This is a genomic window from Algicella marina (assembly GCF_009931615.1).
Taxonomy (GTDB): Bacteria; Pseudomonadota; Alphaproteobacteria; order Rhodobacterales; family Rhodobacteraceae; genus Algicella; species Algicella marina.
The window spans coordinates 2211539-2229187 of sequence record NZ_CP046620.1 but is presented as its reverse complement, the minus strand read 5'-3'; the positions used below and the strand labels follow the sequence as shown (position 1 = coordinate 2229187).

Below are 17649 nucleotides of genomic sequence, written 5' to 3'. Positions count from 1 at the left end.
CTCAGGCTGCGCTGCCACCTACGGTAAGCCCGCCGATCATCAGTGTCGGCTGGCCGACGCCCACCGGAACCCATTGGCCGTTCTTGCCACAGTTGCCCATTCCGGGGTCCAGAGCCATGTCGTTGCCGATGGCGCGAATCTGTTGCAGGGCCGTGGCCCCGTCGCCGATAAGCGTCGCCCCCTTGACCGGTGCGCCAACTTTGCCGTTCCTGACCTGATAGGCCTCGGTACAGGAAAAGACGAACTTGCCGTTGGTGATATCCACCTGACCGCCGCCGAAGCCCACTGCATAAATGCCGTCTTTCAGGTCAGCGAGGATCGCCTCCGGTTCCGTATCGCCACCCAGCATATAGGTATTGGTCATTCGTGGCATCGGCGTATGAGCATAGGATTCGCGACGGCCGTTGCCCGTGGGCGTGACCCCCATCAAACGCGCATTCTGGCGATCCTGCATGTAGCCCGTCAGGATGCCGTCCTCGATCAGGGTGTTCTTGCTCGAAGGCGTGCCCTCGTCGTCGATGGTGATGGAGCCGCGCCGGTCCGGGATGGTCCCGTCATCGAGTACCGTAACACCGCGAGCCGCGATCCGCTGGCCCATGAGCCCTGCAAAGGCTGAGGACTTCTTGCGGTTGAAGTCGCCCTCCAGCCCGTGGCCGATGGCCTCATGGAGCAGAATGCCGGGCCAGCCTGGGCCAAGGACAACATCCATGACGCCGGCGCGGGCCGGAACGGCATCAAGGTTGACGCGGGCAATGCGCAGGGCTTCGCGGATGCGGCCCTGCCAATGATCCGGAACCATCAGCGGTTCCAGAGCGTGACGACCACCGCCGCCGACACTGCCGGTTTCGCGGCGGCCATCCCGCTCCACCGTTACGGACACGTTGAGCCGGGCCATGGGGCGAATGTCGGAAAAGCGTGTGCCCTCGGGACGGAGGATTTCCACTTCCTGCAGCGATGCGGCGATGGTCGCTGAGACCTGGACGACGGAAGAATCGAGGCCGCGGGCGAAGCTGTCCATCTCCCTCAGGAGATCGACCTTCACTGCGAAGGGGGCATCTGTCAGTGGATCAAGTTCGGCGTAGAGCTTGCGATTGGTGCGTTGCGGCGATGCGGCGGCGGTGCCACCACCGGCACCGACGGCGAGACGGGCTGTCTCGGCGGCGCGGGAGAGTGCCGCCTCTGATAATTCGGTAGCATGGCCGTAACCTGCCGTCTCGCCGCGAACCGCCCTCAGGCCGAATCCCTCGGCTGCGTTGTAACTTGCTGTCTTTAGCTTACCGTCATCGAAAACCAGCGCTTCGGAGCGCCGGCGTTCCAGAAACAGTTCGCCGTCGTCGGCACCATCGGTGGCTGATTGCAGGATGGCGAGCGCACGACTTTCCTCCAGTTCTGTTTCGAAGGGTCTGAAAGGGTTCGTTAACTCTGCCATTGCAATGCTTCCTCCGGAAGGCGAAAATACGCGGCTCGTGGGGCCGTTTGCCGCGCCCGCGCCGCTTGTGATCAACTAAGGTTTGTGTATGTTCCGTTGCAAGAGAGAACCGCCGGTGCGAGGCATCGGCTTGCCACAAGCCGGTTAACCGGACGTTTCAATATCTGGCCATCAGGGTCATGGCTTTCAATATCAGGATGGTGCCCTATGAAAAATTGGTTGCGCTTTACGCTTACCAGCCTCGCCTTCGCGGTTTTGGCACCTGTCGCCCATGCTCAGGAAGAGGGGCTTCAGGATCTGCCGGTGATCGGCAAGCCACACGCCAATGGCATCGCCTTTCAGAAGGCGGTGACTGAGGTTGCCCATGACATTCACTGGCTCGACAGCATGCTGCTGGTGATCATCACCATCATTTCGCTGTTCGTAACGGCCCTACTGGCAATCTGTGCCATCAAGTACAACAGCCGTGCCAACAAGGTACCGGCCCGTTTTACCCACAATTCCACGATCGAGGTGGCGTGGACTGTCGTGCCAATCCTGATCCTGATCGTTATCGGCTCCTTCTCCCTGCCGACATTGTTCAAGCAGCTCGAAGTGCCCGAGGCGGACCTGACGATCAAGGCAACGGGATATCAGTGGTTCTGGGGATACGAATACCCAGACGAGGGCATCGACTTCGAAGCGTACATGCTGGGCCTGAACAAGGCGGACATGGACGACGAAGTGCGTGCCGAGCTCGCAGAGTACGGATATGCCGAAGATGAATGGAAGCTGGCAACGGACCGCGCGGTGGTCGTGCCGGTGGATAAGGTCGTTCGTCTGCAGGTGACGGCGGGTGACGTGATCCATGCCTGGAAAATTCCGGCATTCGGGGTGCATATCGACGGTGTGCCCGGCCGACTGAATGAGACTTGGTTCCGTGCCGAGGAAGTCGGCGTTTACTTTGGCCAGTGTTCCGAACTCTGCGGCAAGAACCATGCCTACATGCCGATCACTGTAAAGGTGGTGACGGAAGAACAGTATGCGGCCTGGGTGGAAGCCTCTGGCGGCACGGTTGCCAATGTGGGCCGGGGCATCACCGTAGCGGCGGCCGAGTGAGCCGCGTGTGAGAGACATGACAGAAACCGGTTGGTCCACCCAGACGGCAGACCCGGAGTTTCGCGACTATGTGGAGTTGCTCAAGCCGCGGGTCATGCGGCTTGTGGTCTTCACGTCGCTGATCGGCCTGCTCTCGGCACCTGCGATGCCGCATCCGGTGATTGCCCTCGCGTCGCTGATCTGCATCGCTGTGGGCGCTGGCGCGTCGGGTGCGCTGAACATGTGGTGGGATCGGGATATCGACGGCCTGATGGAGCGAACCGCCAAAAGGCCGATACCCTCTGGCCGGACGACCGGCGAAGAGGCGCTGGGCATCGGCGTGGCACTGTCGATCCTGTCGGTCATGCTGCTGTTTCTTTTCAGCAATGCGCTGGCTGCCGGGCTGCTGGCGTTCACGATCTTCTTCTACGTGGTGATCTATTCGATGTGGCTGAAGCGGCTCACTCCGCAGAATATCGTCATCGGCGGCGCTGCCGGTGCGTTCCCGCCAATGATCGGCTGGGCGGTCGCCACCGGTGGCATTGCCATCGAGCCGGTGCTGATGTTCGGACTGATCTTCATGTGGACCCCCCCGCATTTCTGGGCACTGGCGCTGTTTCGCAACGCTGATTACACCAATGCGGCTGTGCCGATGCTGCCGGTCGTGGCTGGCACGCGGGCGACGCGCAACCAGATCCTGTGGTACTCTCTGGCGCTGGCACCCGTTGCGATCGCCCCGGCTTTCACAAGTGTGGGTGGTCCTGTCTATTTCGCGGCCGCCATCGTGCTGAACGCTCTTTTCCTCAAGGGCGCCTGGACGATCTGGCGTCGGGATGACGCGGCTGCCGATTTTGACGGTTTCCGGGTGGAGAAGCGCTTCTTCGGCTTTTCCATCCTCTATCTCTTCCTGCATTTCACGCTGTTCCTGGTGGAAGCGGTGCTGCGGGGCTTTGACCTGGTGCTGACAACCTGGCCCGTGCTCACATGACGACATTCAAAAGCCCTGACGAACACGAGATCTATCGCCGGCGCGGCGCACGCAACAAGGCTGTGGGCCTGTGCCTGATAGGCGTTGTCTCGATGATCTTCGCCGTTACCGTGGTGAAGCTGTCAGCCGGTGTCGATATCCGCGGCTATGACCATACGATTGAAACGGTGCCGGGGGCGGGCCAATGAACATGGCAAACGCCAACCGCCGCGTCGCTCGGATTGCTGGCTGCGTTGTCGCGGGAATGCTTGGCCTCGCATTCGCTGCAGTGCCCCTGTACGACCTGTTCTGCCGCGTTACCGGCTATGGTGGAGAGACGAATGTCGCCGCCGCCGGGTCGGAAAGGGTGCTGGAGGACACGATCCGTATCCGTTTCGACGCCTCCCGTGATGCGGCAATGCCGTGGGAGTTCAAACCGATCCAGCGGGAGATGGAAATTCGCATCGGCGAAACGGGACTGGCTTTCTACGAAGCCTACAACCCGACCGACCGGGTGATCGCAGGTACCGCAAGCTACAACGTGACGCCGTATTCCGCCGGGAACTTCTTCACCAAGATCGACTGCTTCTGCTTTACCATGCAGGTATTGCAACCCGGAGAGCGGGTGGAAATGCCGGTGACTTTCTACGTGGACCCCGAAATTGTGGACGACCCGGAGGCGAAATACGCCCACACGATTACGCTCTCCTACACTTTCTATGAGACCGACCTGCCCGAGGATATGACGAAGGTGGACGGTGAATTGTTGCAAGAAACCGGGCGCTCGTTTAACTGATGCCTGTAAAGAGACCGAGGACCTGAACTCATGGCGCATGTCAAGAATCACGACTATCATATACTGAATCCAAGCGTCTGGCCGTTCACCGGTGCAGTCGGTGCATTCGTCATGCTCATGGGCGCCGTGCTGATGATCACGCCCGCCAGCCTCTCCGGCTTCTGGGCGGCATTGCAGGGACCGTGGCTCTTTCTGATTGGACTTGGCCTCGTCCTCTACACCATGTTCGCATGGTGGTCAGAGATGGTGACGGAAAGCCATGTCGGTGACCACACACCTGTGGTGACGATAGGCCTGCGCATGGGCTTCATCATGTTCATCGTCTCGGAAGTGATGTTCTTTGCAGCCTGGTTCTGGTCCTTCTTCAAGCACGCCATCTATCCGATGGACCCGGACGGGATGAGCCCTCAGGTCGAGGGCGTCTGGCCGCCGGCCGGTATCGAGACTTTCGATCCTTGGCATTTGCCACTGATCAACACGCTGATCCTACTGTGCTCCGGCTGCGCCGCGACATGGGCGCACCATGCGCTGGCGCATGAAAATGACCGTGAAGGACTGAAATGGGGGTTGATGCTGGCCATCGCGCTTGGTGTGGTCTTCACCATTTTCCAGGCATACGAGTACAGCCACGCGACATTCGGTTTCGACGGCAACATCTACGGTGCCAACTTTTTCATGGCCACCGGCTTCCACGGCTTTCACGTTATCATCGGCACGATCTTCCTGTTCGTCTGTCTGATGCGGGCACTGGCCGGGCAGTTCACGCAAGAGAAGCACGTCGGTTTTGAGGCCGCAGCCTGGTACTGGCACTTCGTGGACGTGGTGTGGCTGTTCCTGTTCTTCGCTGTGTATATCTGGGGCGGCTGACGCAGACGTTCGCGCCGGCCCTCCATTTGAACGAAAGGGCGAAGCGCCATGGCGCATCCCTATAAGACGCTTCCGCAGCGGGCCTATTGGCGGCCCGCTGTCGGCATGCCGGACCCACTGGAAATCTCCGAGCTTTGGCAGCCAAAGCGCAATTTTCTAAAGGGCGAGAAGGTCTCGACTTTCGGTTCCTGTTTTGCGCAGCACTTCGGTCAAGCGTTACAGCGTCACGGCTATGCGTGGTTCGACGCCGAACCGGCCCCAAAGCCGCTGCCTGCCGAAGACGCCAAAAAATTCAACTATGGTGTTTTTTCTGCTCGGACGGGCAACATCTACACAGCCGCAATGCTGTCCCAGTGGCTCGACTGGGCCTTGGGGCAGGCAGAACCGCCCGCTGAGGTGTGGGAACATGAGGGTCGGTTTTTTGACCCGTTCCGCCCCGCCATCGAACCCGGCGGCTTTGCCAGCCGTGAGGAGTTGTTGGCTACGCGTGCACATACGATCACCAGCTTCCGGCGGGCCATCGAGGAGACGGATCATTTCGTATTCACGATGGGCCTGACAGAAGGTTGGATAAACTCCGAACACGAGTACTCCTACGCAATGTGTCCGGGAACGCTGGCCGGAGAGTTCGATGAGGCGCGCCACCGTTTCGTAAACTGGCGCTACACCGAAGTAGCACGGCATATGCGGCAGGTGCTGCGGCGGATCGCGAAGGTGAACTCGAACATTCACGTATTGCTGACGGTTTCGCCTGTGCCGCTGACGGCCACGGCCTCCGGCAGCCATGTTTTGCCCGCGACGACCTATTCCAAGTCCGTCCTGCGCGCCGTCGCCGGCGACCTGGCGGAAGACTTCGACTTTGTGGAATATTTTCCATCCTACGAGATCATCACCGCACCTGTCTTCGGTGGCCGTTTCTTCGAGACCAATCGCCGGTCGGTGAAACCGGAAGGCGTCGAGCATGTGATGAAGACGTTCTTCGCCGGCCTTGCATCCGCCTTTGGCGAGGCGCAGGACGAAGTAACCGTTCCTACCGTAGACGAGATGGAACCCGAGGGCGAAGACGAATTGGTTTGCGAAGAGCAGATGCTGGACGCATTTTCGCGGAGATAGGCGTCGGCATGAAGGTCGCCATACTGGGAAATTCGCACATCGCCGCCCTGAAGGTGGCGGAACGGGACGGCCTGTTCAGCAGCAATTCCATGGACATAACGTTTTTTGGTAACGGCGCTGCGCTGCACACTGTCTGGACTTTTCGCTATGGCAGGGTCTGGAGCAAATTGTGGCGCGAAGCTTGGCGCGTGACCGACCGCCGGCATTTCGCGTTGCCCGTTCGTCGTTTCGACGCATTGGTGTTTCACGGTGCACCCGTTCGCATGGAAAATTTCTATTATCCGCTGACGAGCGATACGCGAGCGGTGTCTGGCTACTCGACCGCTGTCGTGGACCGGATGATCGAAGTCGTGATGATGGAAGATCCGGTGTTCAAATTGTTCCTCAAGATTCGCTCCGGGTTTAACGGACCGGTGCATATTTCACCCCGTCCGCTTGAACGGGAGCGGCCACAGCAACAACTGCGGCGCGGCCTCTCGGAAGAGGATCTGACACGGGTGCACGAACGTGTGCGGGTATTTCTGGACAGCCACGACATCGGGCTTGTGCCGCAGGCGCCTGAGACTATCCGCCTTAACCAGTTCACAAAGAATCAGTTCAGCATCGGGGCGCAACGATTGGGCGGCGACATGAGCGATACGCATGGCAAGCAGGACTATACCCACATGAACGGCGCCTATGGTGCAATTGCCCTGCGTGAGATTGAGAAGAAGCTGGTGGGGGATTGATGCGACGACTGATCTTTGCATTGGTTTTCGGCCTCTCTGGCACCGCCATTCTGGTGAGCCTGTCTTACTGGCAGGTGCAGCGGCTGGCATGGAAGGAAGCGCGGATCGCGGAACTGGAAATTCGCATGGCGGAGACGCCGCGCGATCTGGAGGACTATGAGGAGCCTGAGCGGTTTCACGCTGTACAGGCGGAAGGACGGTTCGCCGGCGCAACGCTCGACGTGCTGACCTCCCGCCCTGGCGACGGGCCGGGCTTTCGGGTGATCCAGCGGTTCGAGACCGGGAATGGCGCTGTACTGGTCGACCGCGGGTTTCTGCCGGAGGCGGAAAAGGGCAGTCAGCTTGCATCCGGGCCCATGCTGGTGGTTGGTCATTTCGACATGCCGCAGGAAAGTGACAGCTTCACACCCTCGCCGAATGCCGAACGCGGCATCTGGTTCGCCCGCGATGTCGAGACAATGGCGGCGGCGCTGGATACTCGCCCGGTCCTGATTGTCGCCAGCCGACCCACAGGCGAGCCGTCTCCCCGGCCAATGCCGGTATCGATCACCCTGCCGAACAACCACCTGCAATATGCAATCACATGGGGTCTGCTGGCAGTCGTATGGCTTGCAATGACCGGCCTTTACGTCCTAGGAAAGCGCGGCAAATCCGCGTGAGAAAGCCCAAACGATGAAATACGTTTCCACCCGCGGGCAGGCGCCTGCGCTCAGCTTTGAAGAAGCCATGCTCTCCGGTCTGGCGCTCGACGGCGGATTGTATGTGCCCGAAAGCTGGCCCACCCTGAGCGCCGAACAGATCCGGGCATTTCGCGGCATGTCCTATGAGGACGTGGCCTTCGCAGTGATGCGGCCTTTCGTCGGCGACACGTTCACCGATGCCGAGTTCCAAGAGATAATTTCCCGAGCATATGCCCCGTTCGCACATGTCGCACGCTGTCCGCTGGTGCAACTTGATGCCAACCATTGGCTGCTGGAATTGTTTCACGGGCCGACGCTGGCGTTCAAGGACATGGCGATGCAGCTTATCGGCCAGATGTTTGAAGTGGCGCTGAAACGGGAAGGTAAACGGGTCACCATCGTCGGCGCGACTTCGGGTGATACCGGCTCTGCCGCAATCGAGGCTTTCAAGGGCCTGGATGCCGTCGATGTCTTCATTCTCTTTCCCAACGGCAGGGTATCCGAGGTGCAGCGCCGCCAGATGACGACACCGTCAGAGACGAATGTCCATGCCTTGGCGGTGGCGGGAGATTTCGACGATTGCCAGGCGCGCCTGAAAGACATGTTCAACGATCATGCCTTCCGGAGTGAAGTCAGTCTTGCCGGGGTCAATTCGATCAACTGGGCGCGGGTGCTGGCGCAGGTGGTGTACTTCTTCACGTCCGCAACCGCCATCGGAGCGCCGGATCGCCCGGTTTCTTTCACCGTGCCAACCGGGAATTTCGGTGACATCTTCGCTGGCTACGTGGCCAAGCGCATGGGGCTGCCGATCGACAGGCTGGTGATTGCGACCAATCAGAATGATATTCTGCACCGGACTGTGGCTACGGGGGCGCATATCAAAGAAGGCGTCGCTCCCTCGATATCTCCCTCAATGGATATTCAGGTGAGTTCGAATTTCGAGCGCTTGCTGTTCGACGTATACGACCGCGAGGGTGCGGCGGTTGCGGCGCTGATGGATGAATTGAAGGATGGCGGATTCGAGCTTTCGCAGGGCGCGCTGGACAGGCTGCGGGCGGAGTTTGACAGCGGTCGCTGCGGTGAGGACGAAACCCTGGCCGAAATCCGTGCCGTCCGCGAACGGACAGGCGAGATCCTGTGCCCACATTCAGCCGTTGGCGTCCATGTTGCGGAGACGTTGCGGGATCCGAGCGTGCCGATGATAACCTTGGCCACAGCCCATCCGGCGAAGTTCCCTGATGCGGTGGAAGAGGCCACGGGCTTGCGCCCGGACCTGCCGCCGCATATGTCAGACCTCTTTGCGAAGGAAGAGCGTGTGACGGAGGTTTCAAACGACCTGTCCGCGCTTCAGACCCTGATCCGGGAGCGGCTGAAATGAGTGTGCAGATCCATCGCCTGGCGAATGGAATGAGAGTGGTGACAGAGGCGATGCCGGGCTTGGGTTCGGCATCTGTCGGCGTGTGGGTCAATGTCGGATGCCGTCATGAGACCGTGGAGCAAAATGGCATCGCCCACTTTCTAGAGCACATGGCCTTCAAGGGTACGAAGCGGCGCAATTCGCTGGAGATCGCCGAGGCAATCGAGGATGTCGGCGGCTACCTTAATGCCTACACCAGTCGCGAGATGACCGCCTATTACGCCCGCGTGTTGCGGGAGGACGTTGCTCTCGCCATCGACGTGATCTCCGATATTCTGACAGGCTCGGTTTTCGATCCGCGGGAGATCGAGGTGGAACGTGGCGTGATCCTCTCCGAGATTGGGCAGGCTCTTGATACGCCGGACGACATCATCTTCGACTGGTTACAGGAAGTTTCCTACCCGGATCAGCCGATGGGCCGCCCGATCCTCGGTCCGGCGGAGCGGGTGCGGGCATTCAGACAGGCGGATTTGGCAACCTTTGTGGAGACGCACTACGGGCCGGAGCAATTGATCCTTTCGGCGGCCGGCGCTGTCGACCACGAAGAAATTGTGCGCCTGGCCGAAACGCATTTCGGGCACATTCCCCGCCGCTCGGCGCCGCAGGCCGTGCCGGCCTCCTTTCTCGGCGGTGAACGGCGGGAGATCAAATCCCTGGAGCAGGCACATTTTTCGCTGGCGCTCGATGGGCCGAGCTATCGCCATGAGGACATCTACACAGCGCAGATATACGCGGGTCTCATGGGTGGTGGCATGTCGTCCCGCCTGTTTCAGGAAGTTCGCGAAAAGCGCGGCCTGTGTTACACGATCTTCGCCCAGCCCGGTGCCTACGCCGACGGCGGCTCTCTGATGTTCTACGCGGGCACGGCCGAGGCCGAGATCGCCGAGCTTGTTTCTGTGGTGGTCGATGAACTGCGGCGCGTGCCGGAGACACTGAACCAAGCAGAGGTAGAACGGGCCCGGGCACAGATGAAGGCCGGGCTGCTGATGGGGTTGGAAAGCCCGTCCAGCCGGGCGGAGCGAACGGCGCGTATGCTTGCCATCTGGGACAGGGTACCAACGCTGGAAGAGACGATTGAGCGGATCGACGCCGTCACATCCGGTGATGTATCGGCGTTTGCAGAAAGGCTATGCGTTCAGGCAGACCCGGCCTTGGCACTTTACGGTCCGGTCGCCGCTGCCCCCGGCAGGGAAGCGCTGAAGGAAAGGCTGGCCGCATAACGACGATGTTCCGGAGACGCCCGCATTTTGCCCTGACAACGCAGAGCCTTGTGCTGCGCCAGCCGCAGATGGGAGATTTCGGGCAATGGTCGAACCTGCTGCAGCAATCGGAAGAGTTCCTCAAGCCGTGGGAGCCGCACCGCGCCCCGGATCACTACACCCGTCGCGGCTTCCGCAACCGGGTCGCTTGGGCAGAACGGGCGATGCAGAACGGCAGGGCCCTGCCGATGTTCCTGTTTGCAGACGAAGATATACTGGTGGGTGGATTGACACTCGACAACATTCGCAAGGGGCCGAGCCAGGCCGGAACTGTTGGCTACTGGATCGGGGAACCTTATGCCCGCCGCGGCTATATGCGCGAGGCGCTGAATGCCGTGGTTGAGTACGCGTTCCGGGACATGGATCTGTCCCGGATTGAAGCGGCCTGCCTGCCGGAAAACGCTGCTTCGCGGAGCCTGCTGGAAACCTCGGGATTTAAATACGAAGGGGTGGCGCAAAGCTACCTTCAGATCGCCGGGCGTTGGCGGACACACGTGCTTTATGCGAACCTGCGCATGGATAGGCGCGGACGCGTGGAAAGTTCCTAGGTGTCGCTGACCTGAACTTCCTTCAGTCGCAGTGCTGCTAGCGCGGCGAGAGCCGATTGCACGGCGAAGACCGCAATCACCCAACGCTGCCCGATCAGTTCCGACAATCCTCCGTAGATGCCGCCGGCCAGCAGCACCAGACCTATGGCCGTGTTTGTCGTTGCGGTATAGGCGGCGCGGTTGTCATCGTTGGCCATATCAACCAGATGGGTCGATCGACCGAGACGAACACCCTGATGCGCAAGCATCAGCGCAAAGATCGCGAGAGCGAGGCCAAGCTTGCCGAGGTCAGGCCCGACGATTGCCGAGCATGCGAGGGCAACAGAGGCGAAACCGCCGGATGCAGCCAGAACAAGGCGCGAGGAACGGTCGGAGAGCCATCCCCACACGGCCCCACTGACAAGGCCCGCCAGAGCGGATGCGAACACCAGAAACCCAAGGGCTTCAAGGCCGCTTTCTCCCATGGTTATCAGGAAGGGTGGTGAAAGGGCCGTTGCTATCAGTAGCGCACGTGTAAACGTGAACCACCGTAGATCGGCATCTTCGGCGAGAAGCGAGATGTTCTGACGCAGGGTCGAAAGGGGAGGTTTCGGGTCCGCGTCTCTGTTCGGTGGCTCATCGAGCGACAGGAAGATGATGCCGCCGACCAACCACAGTACCGCGGCCACCCCGATGGCAGCCAGCACCACGGGCTTCTGTTGGCCCGCGCCGAACAACAGGAAGCCGGCAAATATCACGATGCCGGCAGACGCCAAAGAGCCGGCCAATCCCGTCGTGCTTCCGCGTTCCTGTTTCTCGACCGTTTTCCCCAGTGTCGGTTTGTAAGAAGAGGAACAGATGGATCTGAAGGTGGCGAGCAGGCCAAGACAGAACAGGATTGCCATGCCCGCAGCGCCGCCCTCCAGCGTCAGGCCCGACAGCAGTATGCCCGCCGCTGCAAGGCCCTGACCTACCGCCCCGAATGTCCAGGCCTTCTTGGATGTGCGCATCGCCCTGATCCTGTCGGAGATGAAGACCTGCGGCAACAATGCCAGTGACTCGCGCACAGGAACGAGAAGCCCGATCAGGTAAGCCGGAGCCCCGAGAGAATGGAGAAGCCAACTCAGTACCAGTTTCGGGTTCAGGAGGCCATCGGCCAGCTTGCTCGCACTAAGTGCGAAGACATGTGTCCGCCGATTTCTATCGTTGGAGCTCTGGCCGAGCGGCAATGTGTCGGTGATACTTTTCATGGCAGTTCAACTTAGTTTGAACCGGCGAACTTCAACTCTCTCGCGTACAACTTGAAAAAATATGCCATTGCCGCATTCTTGCAGTGATCAGCAGGAAAGGAATGCCGTAATGCGTAGCCTTCTCTTGGCTCTGTCCTTCGTGATACCGGGGGTCGTACAGGCTCAGGATCTGCAAAGCCATTGCATTGCCCTTTCCGAGGGCGAATTCCGCAACATCCAGTTCGCATCCTATGGCGAGGGTCTGTCCCGCGAAGAAGTTCGGCTGAGCTACATTTCCCACTCCACTTATCTGATAGAAACGCCGACGGGGCGCGGGATTGCCACGGATTACACCGGCTATCTTGGAGCAGAGGCGCCGTTGCCTGACGTGGTGACGATGAACCGGGCACATTCCAGCCATTGGACCGCCACGCCAAACCCGGACATTCCCCATATTCTGCGTGGCTGGGGAGATTTCGGGGAACCGGCAGACCACAGCCTTTCGCTCGATGATGAATTGCTGATCCGAAACGTTACCACCGATATTCGCGCCGGCCTCGGCGGACGGGAGGAGAATGCAAACTCCATCTTCATCTTCGAAACGGCGGGGCTTTGCATCGGCCACCTTGGCCACCTGCATCACGAACCTTCGGACGCGCAATATGCGTTGCTGGGGCGTCTGGATGTGGTGATGGTACCTGTCGATGGCGGAATGACCCTGCCCACTGCGGAGATGATCAGCGTGATGGAGCGGGTGAAAGCCCAACTGGTTCTGCCGATGCACTGGTTCGGCGACAGTACCCTTCAGCGTTTCATCGCCGGCCTTCAGGACGATTTCGAGATCGAGAACGACGGTGAAAGCAGTACGACCGTTTCCTTGCGGACCCTGCCGCGGACTCCTACAATCCGGGTTCTTCTGCCCCGAGCCTACCGGCCCGCCAACTGGGATTGACCATGCCTCTCCAACCGCTCGATGCCACGCTTCAGGAAACATTCCGGGAGCGGATGGACCCTGCGATCTTCTCCTTACCGGACATCGGATATCTTCAGGAACCGCGAGGACGCTACACCGGCACGTCACCGCTGCTGGCCCGACCACGTGATCTGTTCGAGGTGGTTACGCTGGTGAAGCTGGCCAACGAGATGGATGTCGGCATCGTGCCTTATGCCGGTGGTACCGGGCTGGTCGGTGGCCAGGTCATGGTGGATGGCCCAGCCGCGATGCTGCTGTCGGTGGAGCGGATGAACCGTATCCGCGATGTTGACGCCCGCGACAATGTTCTCGTCTGCGAGGCGGGGGTCATCCTCGCTGATGTGCAGGCGGCGGCCGCGGCGGCGGACAGGCTGTTTCCGCTGTCGCTGGCGGCGGAGGGTTCGGCGCGCATCGGCGGTAATCTGGCAACCAATGCCGGCGGCGTGCAGGTGCTGCGCTACGGCAATGCCCGCGATCTCTGTCTCGGGGTGGAGGCGGTGCTGCCGGACGGAACAGTGTTCAACGGTCTGAAAAGACTGCGCAAGGACAATACCGGTTACGATCTGCGGCATTTGCTGATCGGTTCGGAAGGTACGCTCGGCATCATAACCGCTGCAAGTTTGAAGATGTTCCCGGCCGCCCGCGAGCGTGCGACTGCGCTGGTGGTCGTGGAAGATCCCGATGCTGCCCTGACACTTTTGAATATCATGCGGGACCATGTTGACGACACGATTACCGCCTTCGAACTCATGAGTGCAGAGGGCTATCGTTTCCTGGCCGAAAAGGTGCCCGACGCGCCGCAGCCTTTTGCCGAAATTCCCGCCTGGTCGGTGTTGGTCGAACTTGGCAGCGGCCATGGTGGCCGGCTGGAAGAGCGGCTGATGGCGGCGCTGGAAGCCGCGATGAGTAAGGGCGTCATCGATGCGCTGATTGCCCAGAGCGAGGGGCAGCGGCAGGATTTCTGGGCAGTGAGGGAGCGGATACCGGAGGCGAACCGGTTGATCGGCGCGATTTCCAGCCATGACATCTCGGTTCCGGTTTCAAAAGTGCCCGAATTTATCAAGCGGACAGGGCCGCTGCTTATGGCGATGGGTGCGGACATCCGCATCAACTGCTTCGGCCATCTGGGCGATGGCAACCTGCATTACAATGTCTTCCCCGCCAAGGGCGGAGATCGCTCCGAGTACGAGGGGCGCTACAAAGCTATTAAAGACTGCGTTCACGAAGTGACGGATGCATTGGGAGGTTCCGTAAGTGCGGAACATGGCATCGGTCGCCTGAAAACTGGTGATCTGGAACGGTTCGGCGACCCCGGCAAGTTGCTGGCAATGCGGGCAATCAAGAGGGCATTGGACCCAAAAGGCCTGTTTAACCCCGGTGCGGTGTTGCGGGTCTGAGACAACAAGAAAAATGGCGCCTCCCCGGGGTGAGAGGAGGCGCCGAATTCCAGACCGAGGCCTGATTTGCAAGCAGTGCCTTACGAGGAAGGCAAAGACAGAATGCAGCCATTTTGGTTACCAAGAGGTTACCAAAACCGCTTCAATTTCTGTTTTTGTCGCCAAACCGACAATTTTTCAGTCGCCTTCAAAGGCGCATAGCGCATGTACGTCCATGCCAAGATCCTCAAGGCGCTTGCGTCCGCCCAATTCCGGCAAGTCGATGATAAAGGCAGTCCCGACGACATTGCCGCCGAGTTTCTCGATCAGCTTCAGCCCGGCTTCAGCTGTACCGCCGGTTGCCAGCAGATCATCGACCAGCAGTACCGACTCGCCCGCCTCTATCGCATCTTCATGGACTTCCATCACCGCCTCGCCGTACTCCAGCTTGTAGCCTTGGGAAATCGTGTTGCCCGGTAGCTTTCCCTGTTTGCGGATGGGGACGAAGCCGATGGAAAGCTGGTGGGCGATGGCCCCTCCGAGAATGAACCCACGTGCTTCCAGTCCGGCCACCTTGTCAATCCGGCGGCCGACATAGGGATGCAGCAACTGATCGACCGCCAACCTGAACCCGCGTGGGTCGCCGAACAATGTGGTGACATCGCGGAACATGATCCCCTCATGCGGGAAATCGGGGATGGTGCGGATGTAATCCTTGACGGTTTTCAAGTGTTTGCCTCTTTGGATTCAGCGGTTGAGAACGCGGCCGGCGACCGCATCAAGCTTGGCAACGAGAGTTTCGTTGCGTGCGGGTGGCTGCGTAAGAATTGCGTATTCCAGTGCCTTGTCGCACCCGTGAGGACAATCCTCACGTTCCGGCCCAAGCAGGGCGGGCAGGCGGGCAACCATGTCGCGGGCCTTGTCGGCGTTGCCCATCAGTGTGGCGATGATCTCCGTGATCTCGACCTCTCCGTGATCGGGATGCCAACTGTCGTAATCGGTGATCATGGCAACCGATGCATAGCAAAGCTCGGCCTCCCGGGCGAGCTTTGCCTCGGGCATGTTGGTCATGCCGATCACGTCGCAACCCCAGACCTCGCGGTAGAGCTTCGATTCGGCCAACGTGGAGAATTGAGGCCCTTCCATGGCTAGATAGGTTCCCCCGTCGTGCACCGTCACGCCTGCGGCTTCGGCGGCGGCGCGGGCAGCGGCGCCGAGGCGTGGGCAGGTGGGGTGTGCAACGGAGACATGGGCGACGCAGCCGGGACCGAAAAAGCTCTTTTCACGCGCGAAGGTGCGGTCGATGAACTGGTCGACGATGACAAAGTCGCCGGGTGCCATCTCCTCGCGAAAGGAGCCGCAAGCGGAAACGGAGAAGACGTCGGTGACGCCCAGACGTTTCAGCGCATCGATATTGGCGCGATAGTTGATAGAGGTAGGGCTTTGCACGTGACCGCGACCGTGGCGCGGAAGAAAGGCCATTTTCACGCCGTTGAGTGTGCCGGTGAGAACGTCGTCGGAGGGCGGGCCCCATGGCGTTTCGACCGTCTGCCACTTCGCCCCTTCGAGGCCCTCGATCTCGTACAGCCCGCTGCCGCCGATCACACCGATCATCGTTTTCATCGCCCTTGTCTCCTTGCCTTTTCCTGTCGTCAGGAACCCGTGCGCACCGGGCAATGTCAACCCGTCAGGACTGGCCGGGACGGTTCAGCGAAAAGAGTTCCGTGACGGCGGCGTAGTCGCGATAACCAAGTCGGGACAGCGGTTGGACCTTCGTCAGGTCGAAGATGCCATCGGTCAGCGCGGATTCGGCGATGTGGATGCCGATGACCTCGCCAATGACCATAATGTTGCTCTCGCCGGGGAGGTCGATAATCTTCCAGAGCTTGCACTCGAAATTGCCGGGGGCGGCCTTGACCCGAGGGGCGGATATCAGTTCACAGGCGGCCTTTTCCAGACCCGCCGTCTCGAACTCGTCAACCGACGCGTCGTAGCCGCCGGACGTGGCGTTCATGGCATCGCGGAGTGTGTAGGAGACGATGTTGACGGCGAATTCACCGCTCTCGCGGATCGCTGAGACGCTGTCTTTTCCGCGCTGCCGGTCTGGTTTCGCACCTGTGTTGGAAAACATCACCATGGGCGGGCTATCCGAGAGGGCATTGAAGAAGCTGTAGGGCGCGAGGTTGACACGGCCGTCGCCGTCGATAGCGGAAATCCATCCGATCGGGCGTGGGGCGACCATGGCCTTGAAGGGGTTGTGCGGCAGGCCGTGTGCGTCCTGCCCGGGGCGGTAAAACATGGATGGCTCCGGGAAATTGGCTTTGAGATGGGTCTAGCGCCATGCTAGGGCGGTGTCGAGGGAGAGCGGGAATGCCTTGGAGCACTGCGGTGAACGGACGACGAAGAGGCATGGTCCCTGCGGCCTGTGACCCGCGCAAGATCTTGATTTCGTTTTGAATTTCTGACGGCCTCTCTCCCATGTACACTCTGTTGCCGGAACAACCCGCCGATGCGGATGAGGTGGAGAACCTCTATGACCTCACCTTCGCGCCGGGACGGACGGCGCTGAGTTCCTATCGTCTGCGCGACGGGGTGCCGGCGCTGGCGGAGCTGAGCCGGGTGGCACGGGACGAGGCGGGGATTGTTGCCGGGGCGATCCGCTTCTGGCCGGTGAGGATCGGGCACGGGGGCGACAGTGCCCTGCTGCTCGGGCCGGTGGCTGTGCATCCGACACGACAGGGTGAGGGGCTGGGCGGGCTGTTGATCTGGGAAGGTCTGGATGCGGCTCGGGCGGCCGGCTGGGCGCGGGTTCTGCTGGTCGGCGATGCGCCCTACTACCGAAGGTTTGGTTTCAACGTATTGAATTTCATAGAGTTTCCACCGCCAACGAACCCGGACAGGGTGATGGGGCAGGAGCTGCAGCCGGGCGCCTTCGCCGGCGTTTCCGGGCTGGTGCGGCGCTTCATCGATTAGCGGGGATCGCTGACGCGATCACGTCTTGCAAGCCCCCATCGGGGATGGGGGCGGTGGGCACCTGCGTCGGACGATCGGGTGAAAATATCTGGCATCGGTAAGCTGTGCGGTGAAACTTCTTTGCCTGGGAGGTGGTTGAGGGGGCATTCTGCGCCCTCAACGCACCTGTTCGATCCTGTGTGACGAGTCGCGGCCCCGTCAATCCCGAGCCCCCGTTCCGGGGGGCGCTTCGCGCGGA

19 protein-coding genes are annotated in these 17649 nt (G+C 60.5%); 14 read left to right on the top strand and 5 right to left on the bottom strand.

Translation table 11 applies throughout. The features are described from left to right. Nucleotide 1: 1 nt before the first annotated feature. On the bottom strand, nucleotides 2-1429 hold the full coding sequence (gene tldD, locus GO499_RS11035) for a metalloprotease TldD (protein WP_161862232.1): 1428 nt from the start codon (nucleotides 1427-1429) through the stop codon (nucleotides 2-4). A gap of 207 nt (nucleotides 1430-1636) precedes the next feature. On the opposite strand from tldD, the gene coxB reads away from it, so the two are divergent. Genes coxB through GO499_RS10980 form a run of 11 tightly spaced genes read left to right on the top strand, consistent with a single transcriptional unit; the run spans nucleotide 1637 to nucleotide 10881 of the window. Then, nucleotides 1637-2527 carry a cytochrome c oxidase subunit II gene (gene coxB, locus GO499_RS11030; RefSeq protein WP_161862231.1) on the top strand — a complete coding sequence of 297 codons (891 nt, stop codon included), beginning with the start codon at nucleotides 1637-1639 and terminating at the stop codon, nucleotides 2525-2527. 16 nt (nucleotides 2528-2543) lie between these two features. Next, the gene (locus tag GO499_RS11025) at nucleotides 2544-3494 is read left to right on the top strand and encodes a heme o synthase (RefSeq protein ID WP_161862230.1); all 951 of its coding nucleotides are present in this window, start codon (nucleotides 2544-2546) and stop codon (nucleotides 3492-3494) included. Next, entirely contained in the window at nucleotides 3491-3682 is a 192-nt protein-coding gene (locus tag GO499_RS11020) for a hypothetical protein (protein ID WP_161862229.1), read from the top strand. The genes GO499_RS11025 and GO499_RS11020 overlap by 4 nt, the downstream gene beginning before the upstream one ends. Further along, nucleotides 3679-4269, top strand: a complete 591-nt coding sequence (locus GO499_RS11015) for a cytochrome c oxidase assembly protein (RefSeq protein ID WP_161862228.1) — start codon at nucleotides 3679-3681, stop codon at nucleotides 4267-4269. Before GO499_RS11020 ends, GO499_RS11015 begins: the two co-directional genes overlap by 4 nt. A 30-nt stretch (nucleotides 4270-4299) precedes the next feature. After that, nucleotides 4300-5136 carry a cytochrome c oxidase subunit 3 gene (locus GO499_RS11010; protein ID WP_161862227.1) on the top strand — a complete coding sequence of 279 codons (837 nt, stop codon included), beginning with the start codon at nucleotides 4300-4302 and terminating at the stop codon, nucleotides 5134-5136. Nucleotides 5137-5184: 48 nt separating this feature from the next. After that, nucleotides 5185-6249 (top strand): GSCFA domain-containing protein, encoded by a 1065-nt coding sequence (locus tag GO499_RS11005; RefSeq protein WP_161862226.1) that lies wholly within the window; start codon nucleotides 5185-5187, stop codon nucleotides 6247-6249. 8 nt (nucleotides 6250-6257) lie between these two features. Beyond that, nucleotides 6258-6977, top strand: a complete 720-nt coding sequence (locus GO499_RS11000) for a hypothetical protein (RefSeq protein ID WP_161862225.1) — start codon at nucleotides 6258-6260, stop codon at nucleotides 6975-6977. Next, nucleotides 6977-7636 carry an SURF1 family protein gene (locus tag GO499_RS10995; RefSeq protein WP_284154694.1) on the top strand — a complete coding sequence of 220 codons (660 nt, stop codon included), beginning with the start codon at nucleotides 6977-6979 and terminating at the stop codon, nucleotides 7634-7636. Before GO499_RS11000 ends, GO499_RS10995 begins: the two co-directional genes overlap by 1 nt. A gap of 13 nt (nucleotides 7637-7649) precedes the next feature. Further along, entirely contained in the window at nucleotides 7650-9035 is a 1386-nt protein-coding gene (thrC, locus tag GO499_RS10990) for a threonine synthase (RefSeq protein WP_161862223.1), read from the top strand. Beyond that, nucleotides 9032-10294 carry a M16 family metallopeptidase gene (locus GO499_RS10985; protein WP_161862222.1) on the top strand — a complete coding sequence of 421 codons (1263 nt, stop codon included), beginning with the start codon at nucleotides 9032-9034 and terminating at the stop codon, nucleotides 10292-10294. The genes thrC and GO499_RS10985 overlap by 4 nt, the downstream gene beginning before the upstream one ends. Before the next feature lie 5 nt (nucleotides 10295-10299). Beyond that, complete coding sequence (locus tag GO499_RS10980; protein ID WP_161862221.1) at nucleotides 10300-10881, top strand: GNAT family N-acetyltransferase; 582 nt, start codon at nucleotides 10300-10302, stop codon at nucleotides 10879-10881. Here GO499_RS10980 and GO499_RS10975 read toward each other — a convergent pair. Continuing rightward, on the bottom strand, nucleotides 10878-12110 hold the full coding sequence (locus GO499_RS10975) for an MFS transporter (RefSeq protein WP_161862220.1): 1233 nt from the start codon (nucleotides 12108-12110) through the stop codon (nucleotides 10878-10880). The two genes, GO499_RS10980 and GO499_RS10975, sit on opposite strands and share 4 nt — an antisense overlap. 109 nt (nucleotides 12111-12219) lie before the next feature. Here GO499_RS10975 and GO499_RS10970 point away from each other — a divergent pair, with 109 nt between their 5' ends. Together GO499_RS10970 and GO499_RS10965 are read left to right on the top strand one after the other, a co-directional pair. Beyond that, nucleotides 12220-13041: an MBL fold metallo-hydrolase gene (locus tag GO499_RS10970; RefSeq protein WP_161862219.1), complete on the top strand. Its 822-nt coding sequence runs from the start codon at nucleotides 12220-12222 to the stop codon at nucleotides 13039-13041. A gap of 2 nt (nucleotides 13042-13043) precedes the next feature. Next, the gene (locus GO499_RS10965) at nucleotides 13044-14459 is read left to right on the top strand and encodes an FAD-binding oxidoreductase (protein ID WP_161862218.1); all 1416 of its coding nucleotides are present in this window, start codon (nucleotides 13044-13046) and stop codon (nucleotides 14457-14459) included. Nucleotides 14460-14636: 177 nt separating this feature from the next. On the opposite strand, the gene GO499_RS10960 is transcribed toward GO499_RS10965, so the two are convergent. The 3 genes from GO499_RS10960 to GO499_RS10950 all read right to left on the bottom strand — a co-directional run bounded on the left by GO499_RS10960 (nucleotide 14637) and on the right by GO499_RS10950 (nucleotide 16737). After that, a complete protein-coding gene (locus GO499_RS10960) occupies nucleotides 14637-15110 on the bottom strand; it encodes an adenine phosphoribosyltransferase (RefSeq protein WP_284154991.1) in 474 nt (157 codons plus the stop codon). 75 nt (nucleotides 15111-15185) lie between these two features. After that, nucleotides 15186-16061 (bottom strand): S-methyl-5'-thioadenosine phosphorylase, encoded by an 876-nt coding sequence (locus tag GO499_RS10955; RefSeq protein WP_161862216.1) that lies wholly within the window; start codon nucleotides 16059-16061, stop codon nucleotides 15186-15188. 64 nt (nucleotides 16062-16125) lie between these two features. Beyond that, on the bottom strand, nucleotides 16126-16737 hold the full coding sequence (locus GO499_RS10950; RefSeq protein ID WP_161862215.1) for a flavin reductase family protein: 612 nt from the start codon (nucleotides 16735-16737) through the stop codon (nucleotides 16126-16128). A 179-nt stretch (nucleotides 16738-16916) separates the two neighbouring features. Here GO499_RS10950 and GO499_RS10945 point away from each other — a divergent pair, with 179 nt between their 5' ends. Further along, nucleotides 16917-17411, top strand: a complete 495-nt coding sequence (locus tag GO499_RS10945) for a GNAT family N-acetyltransferase (RefSeq protein WP_161862214.1) — start codon at nucleotides 16917-16919, stop codon at nucleotides 17409-17411. The last annotated feature ends 238 nt before the right edge of the window (nucleotides 17412-17649 follow it).

Bases quoted from the DNA above. Each gene is read 5' to 3' on its own strand.
- GO499_RS10950 (WP_161862215.1), bottom strand. From the start codon at position 16,737: ATGTTTTACCGCCCCGGGCAGGACGCACACGGCCTGCCGCACAACCCC.
- GO499_RS11015 (WP_161862228.1), top strand. From the start codon at position 3,679: ATGAACATGGCAAACGCCAACCGCCGCGTCGCTCGGATTGCTGGCTGC.
- GO499_RS10970 (WP_161862219.1), top strand. From the start codon at position 12,220: ATGCGTAGCCTTCTCTTGGCTCTGTCCTTCGTGATACCGGGGGTCGTA.
- coxB (WP_161862231.1), top strand. From the start codon at position 1,637: ATGAAAAATTGGTTGCGCTTTACGCTTACCAGCCTCGCCTTCGCGGTT.
- GO499_RS11025 (WP_161862230.1), top strand. From the start codon at position 2,544: ATGACAGAAACCGGTTGGTCCACCCAGACGGCAGACCCGGAGTTTCGC.
- GO499_RS11010 (WP_161862227.1), top strand. From the start codon at position 4,300: ATGGCGCATGTCAAGAATCACGACTATCATATACTGAATCCAAGCGTC.
- GO499_RS10980 (WP_161862221.1), top strand. From the start codon at position 10,300: ATGTTCCGGAGACGCCCGCATTTTGCCCTGACAACGCAGAGCCTTGTG.
- thrC (WP_161862223.1), top strand. From the start codon at position 7,650: ATGAAATACGTTTCCACCCGCGGGCAGGCGCCTGCGCTCAGCTTTGAA.
- GO499_RS10995 (WP_284154694.1), top strand. From the start codon at position 6,977: ATGCGACGACTGATCTTTGCATTGGTTTTCGGCCTCTCTGGCACCGCC.
- GO499_RS10955 (WP_161862216.1), bottom strand. From the start codon at position 16,061: ATGAAAACGATGATCGGTGTGATCGGCGGCAGCGGGCTGTACGAGATC.
- GO499_RS10975 (WP_161862220.1), bottom strand. From the start codon at position 12,110: ATGAAAAGTATCACCGACACATTGCCGCTCGGCCAGAGCTCCAACGAT.
- GO499_RS11000 (WP_161862225.1), top strand. From the start codon at position 6,258: ATGAAGGTCGCCATACTGGGAAATTCGCACATCGCCGCCCTGAAGGTG.
- tldD (WP_161862232.1), bottom strand. From the start codon at position 1,429: ATGGCAGAGTTAACGAACCCTTTCAGACCCTTCGAAACAGAACTGGAG.
- GO499_RS11020 (WP_161862229.1), top strand. From the start codon at position 3,491: ATGACGACATTCAAAAGCCCTGACGAACACGAGATCTATCGCCGGCGC.
- GO499_RS10960 (WP_284154991.1), bottom strand. From the start codon at position 15,110: ATGTTCCGCGATGTCACCACATTGTTCGGCGACCCACGCGGGTTCAGG.
- GO499_RS10945 (WP_161862214.1), top strand. From the start codon at position 16,917: ATGTACACTCTGTTGCCGGAACAACCCGCCGATGCGGATGAGGTGGAG.
- GO499_RS10965 (WP_161862218.1), top strand. From the start codon at position 13,044: ATGCCTCTCCAACCGCTCGATGCCACGCTTCAGGAAACATTCCGGGAG.
- GO499_RS11005 (WP_161862226.1), top strand. From the start codon at position 5,185: ATGGCGCATCCCTATAAGACGCTTCCGCAGCGGGCCTATTGGCGGCCC.
- GO499_RS10985 (WP_161862222.1), top strand. From the start codon at position 9,032: ATGAGTGTGCAGATCCATCGCCTGGCGAATGGAATGAGAGTGGTGACA.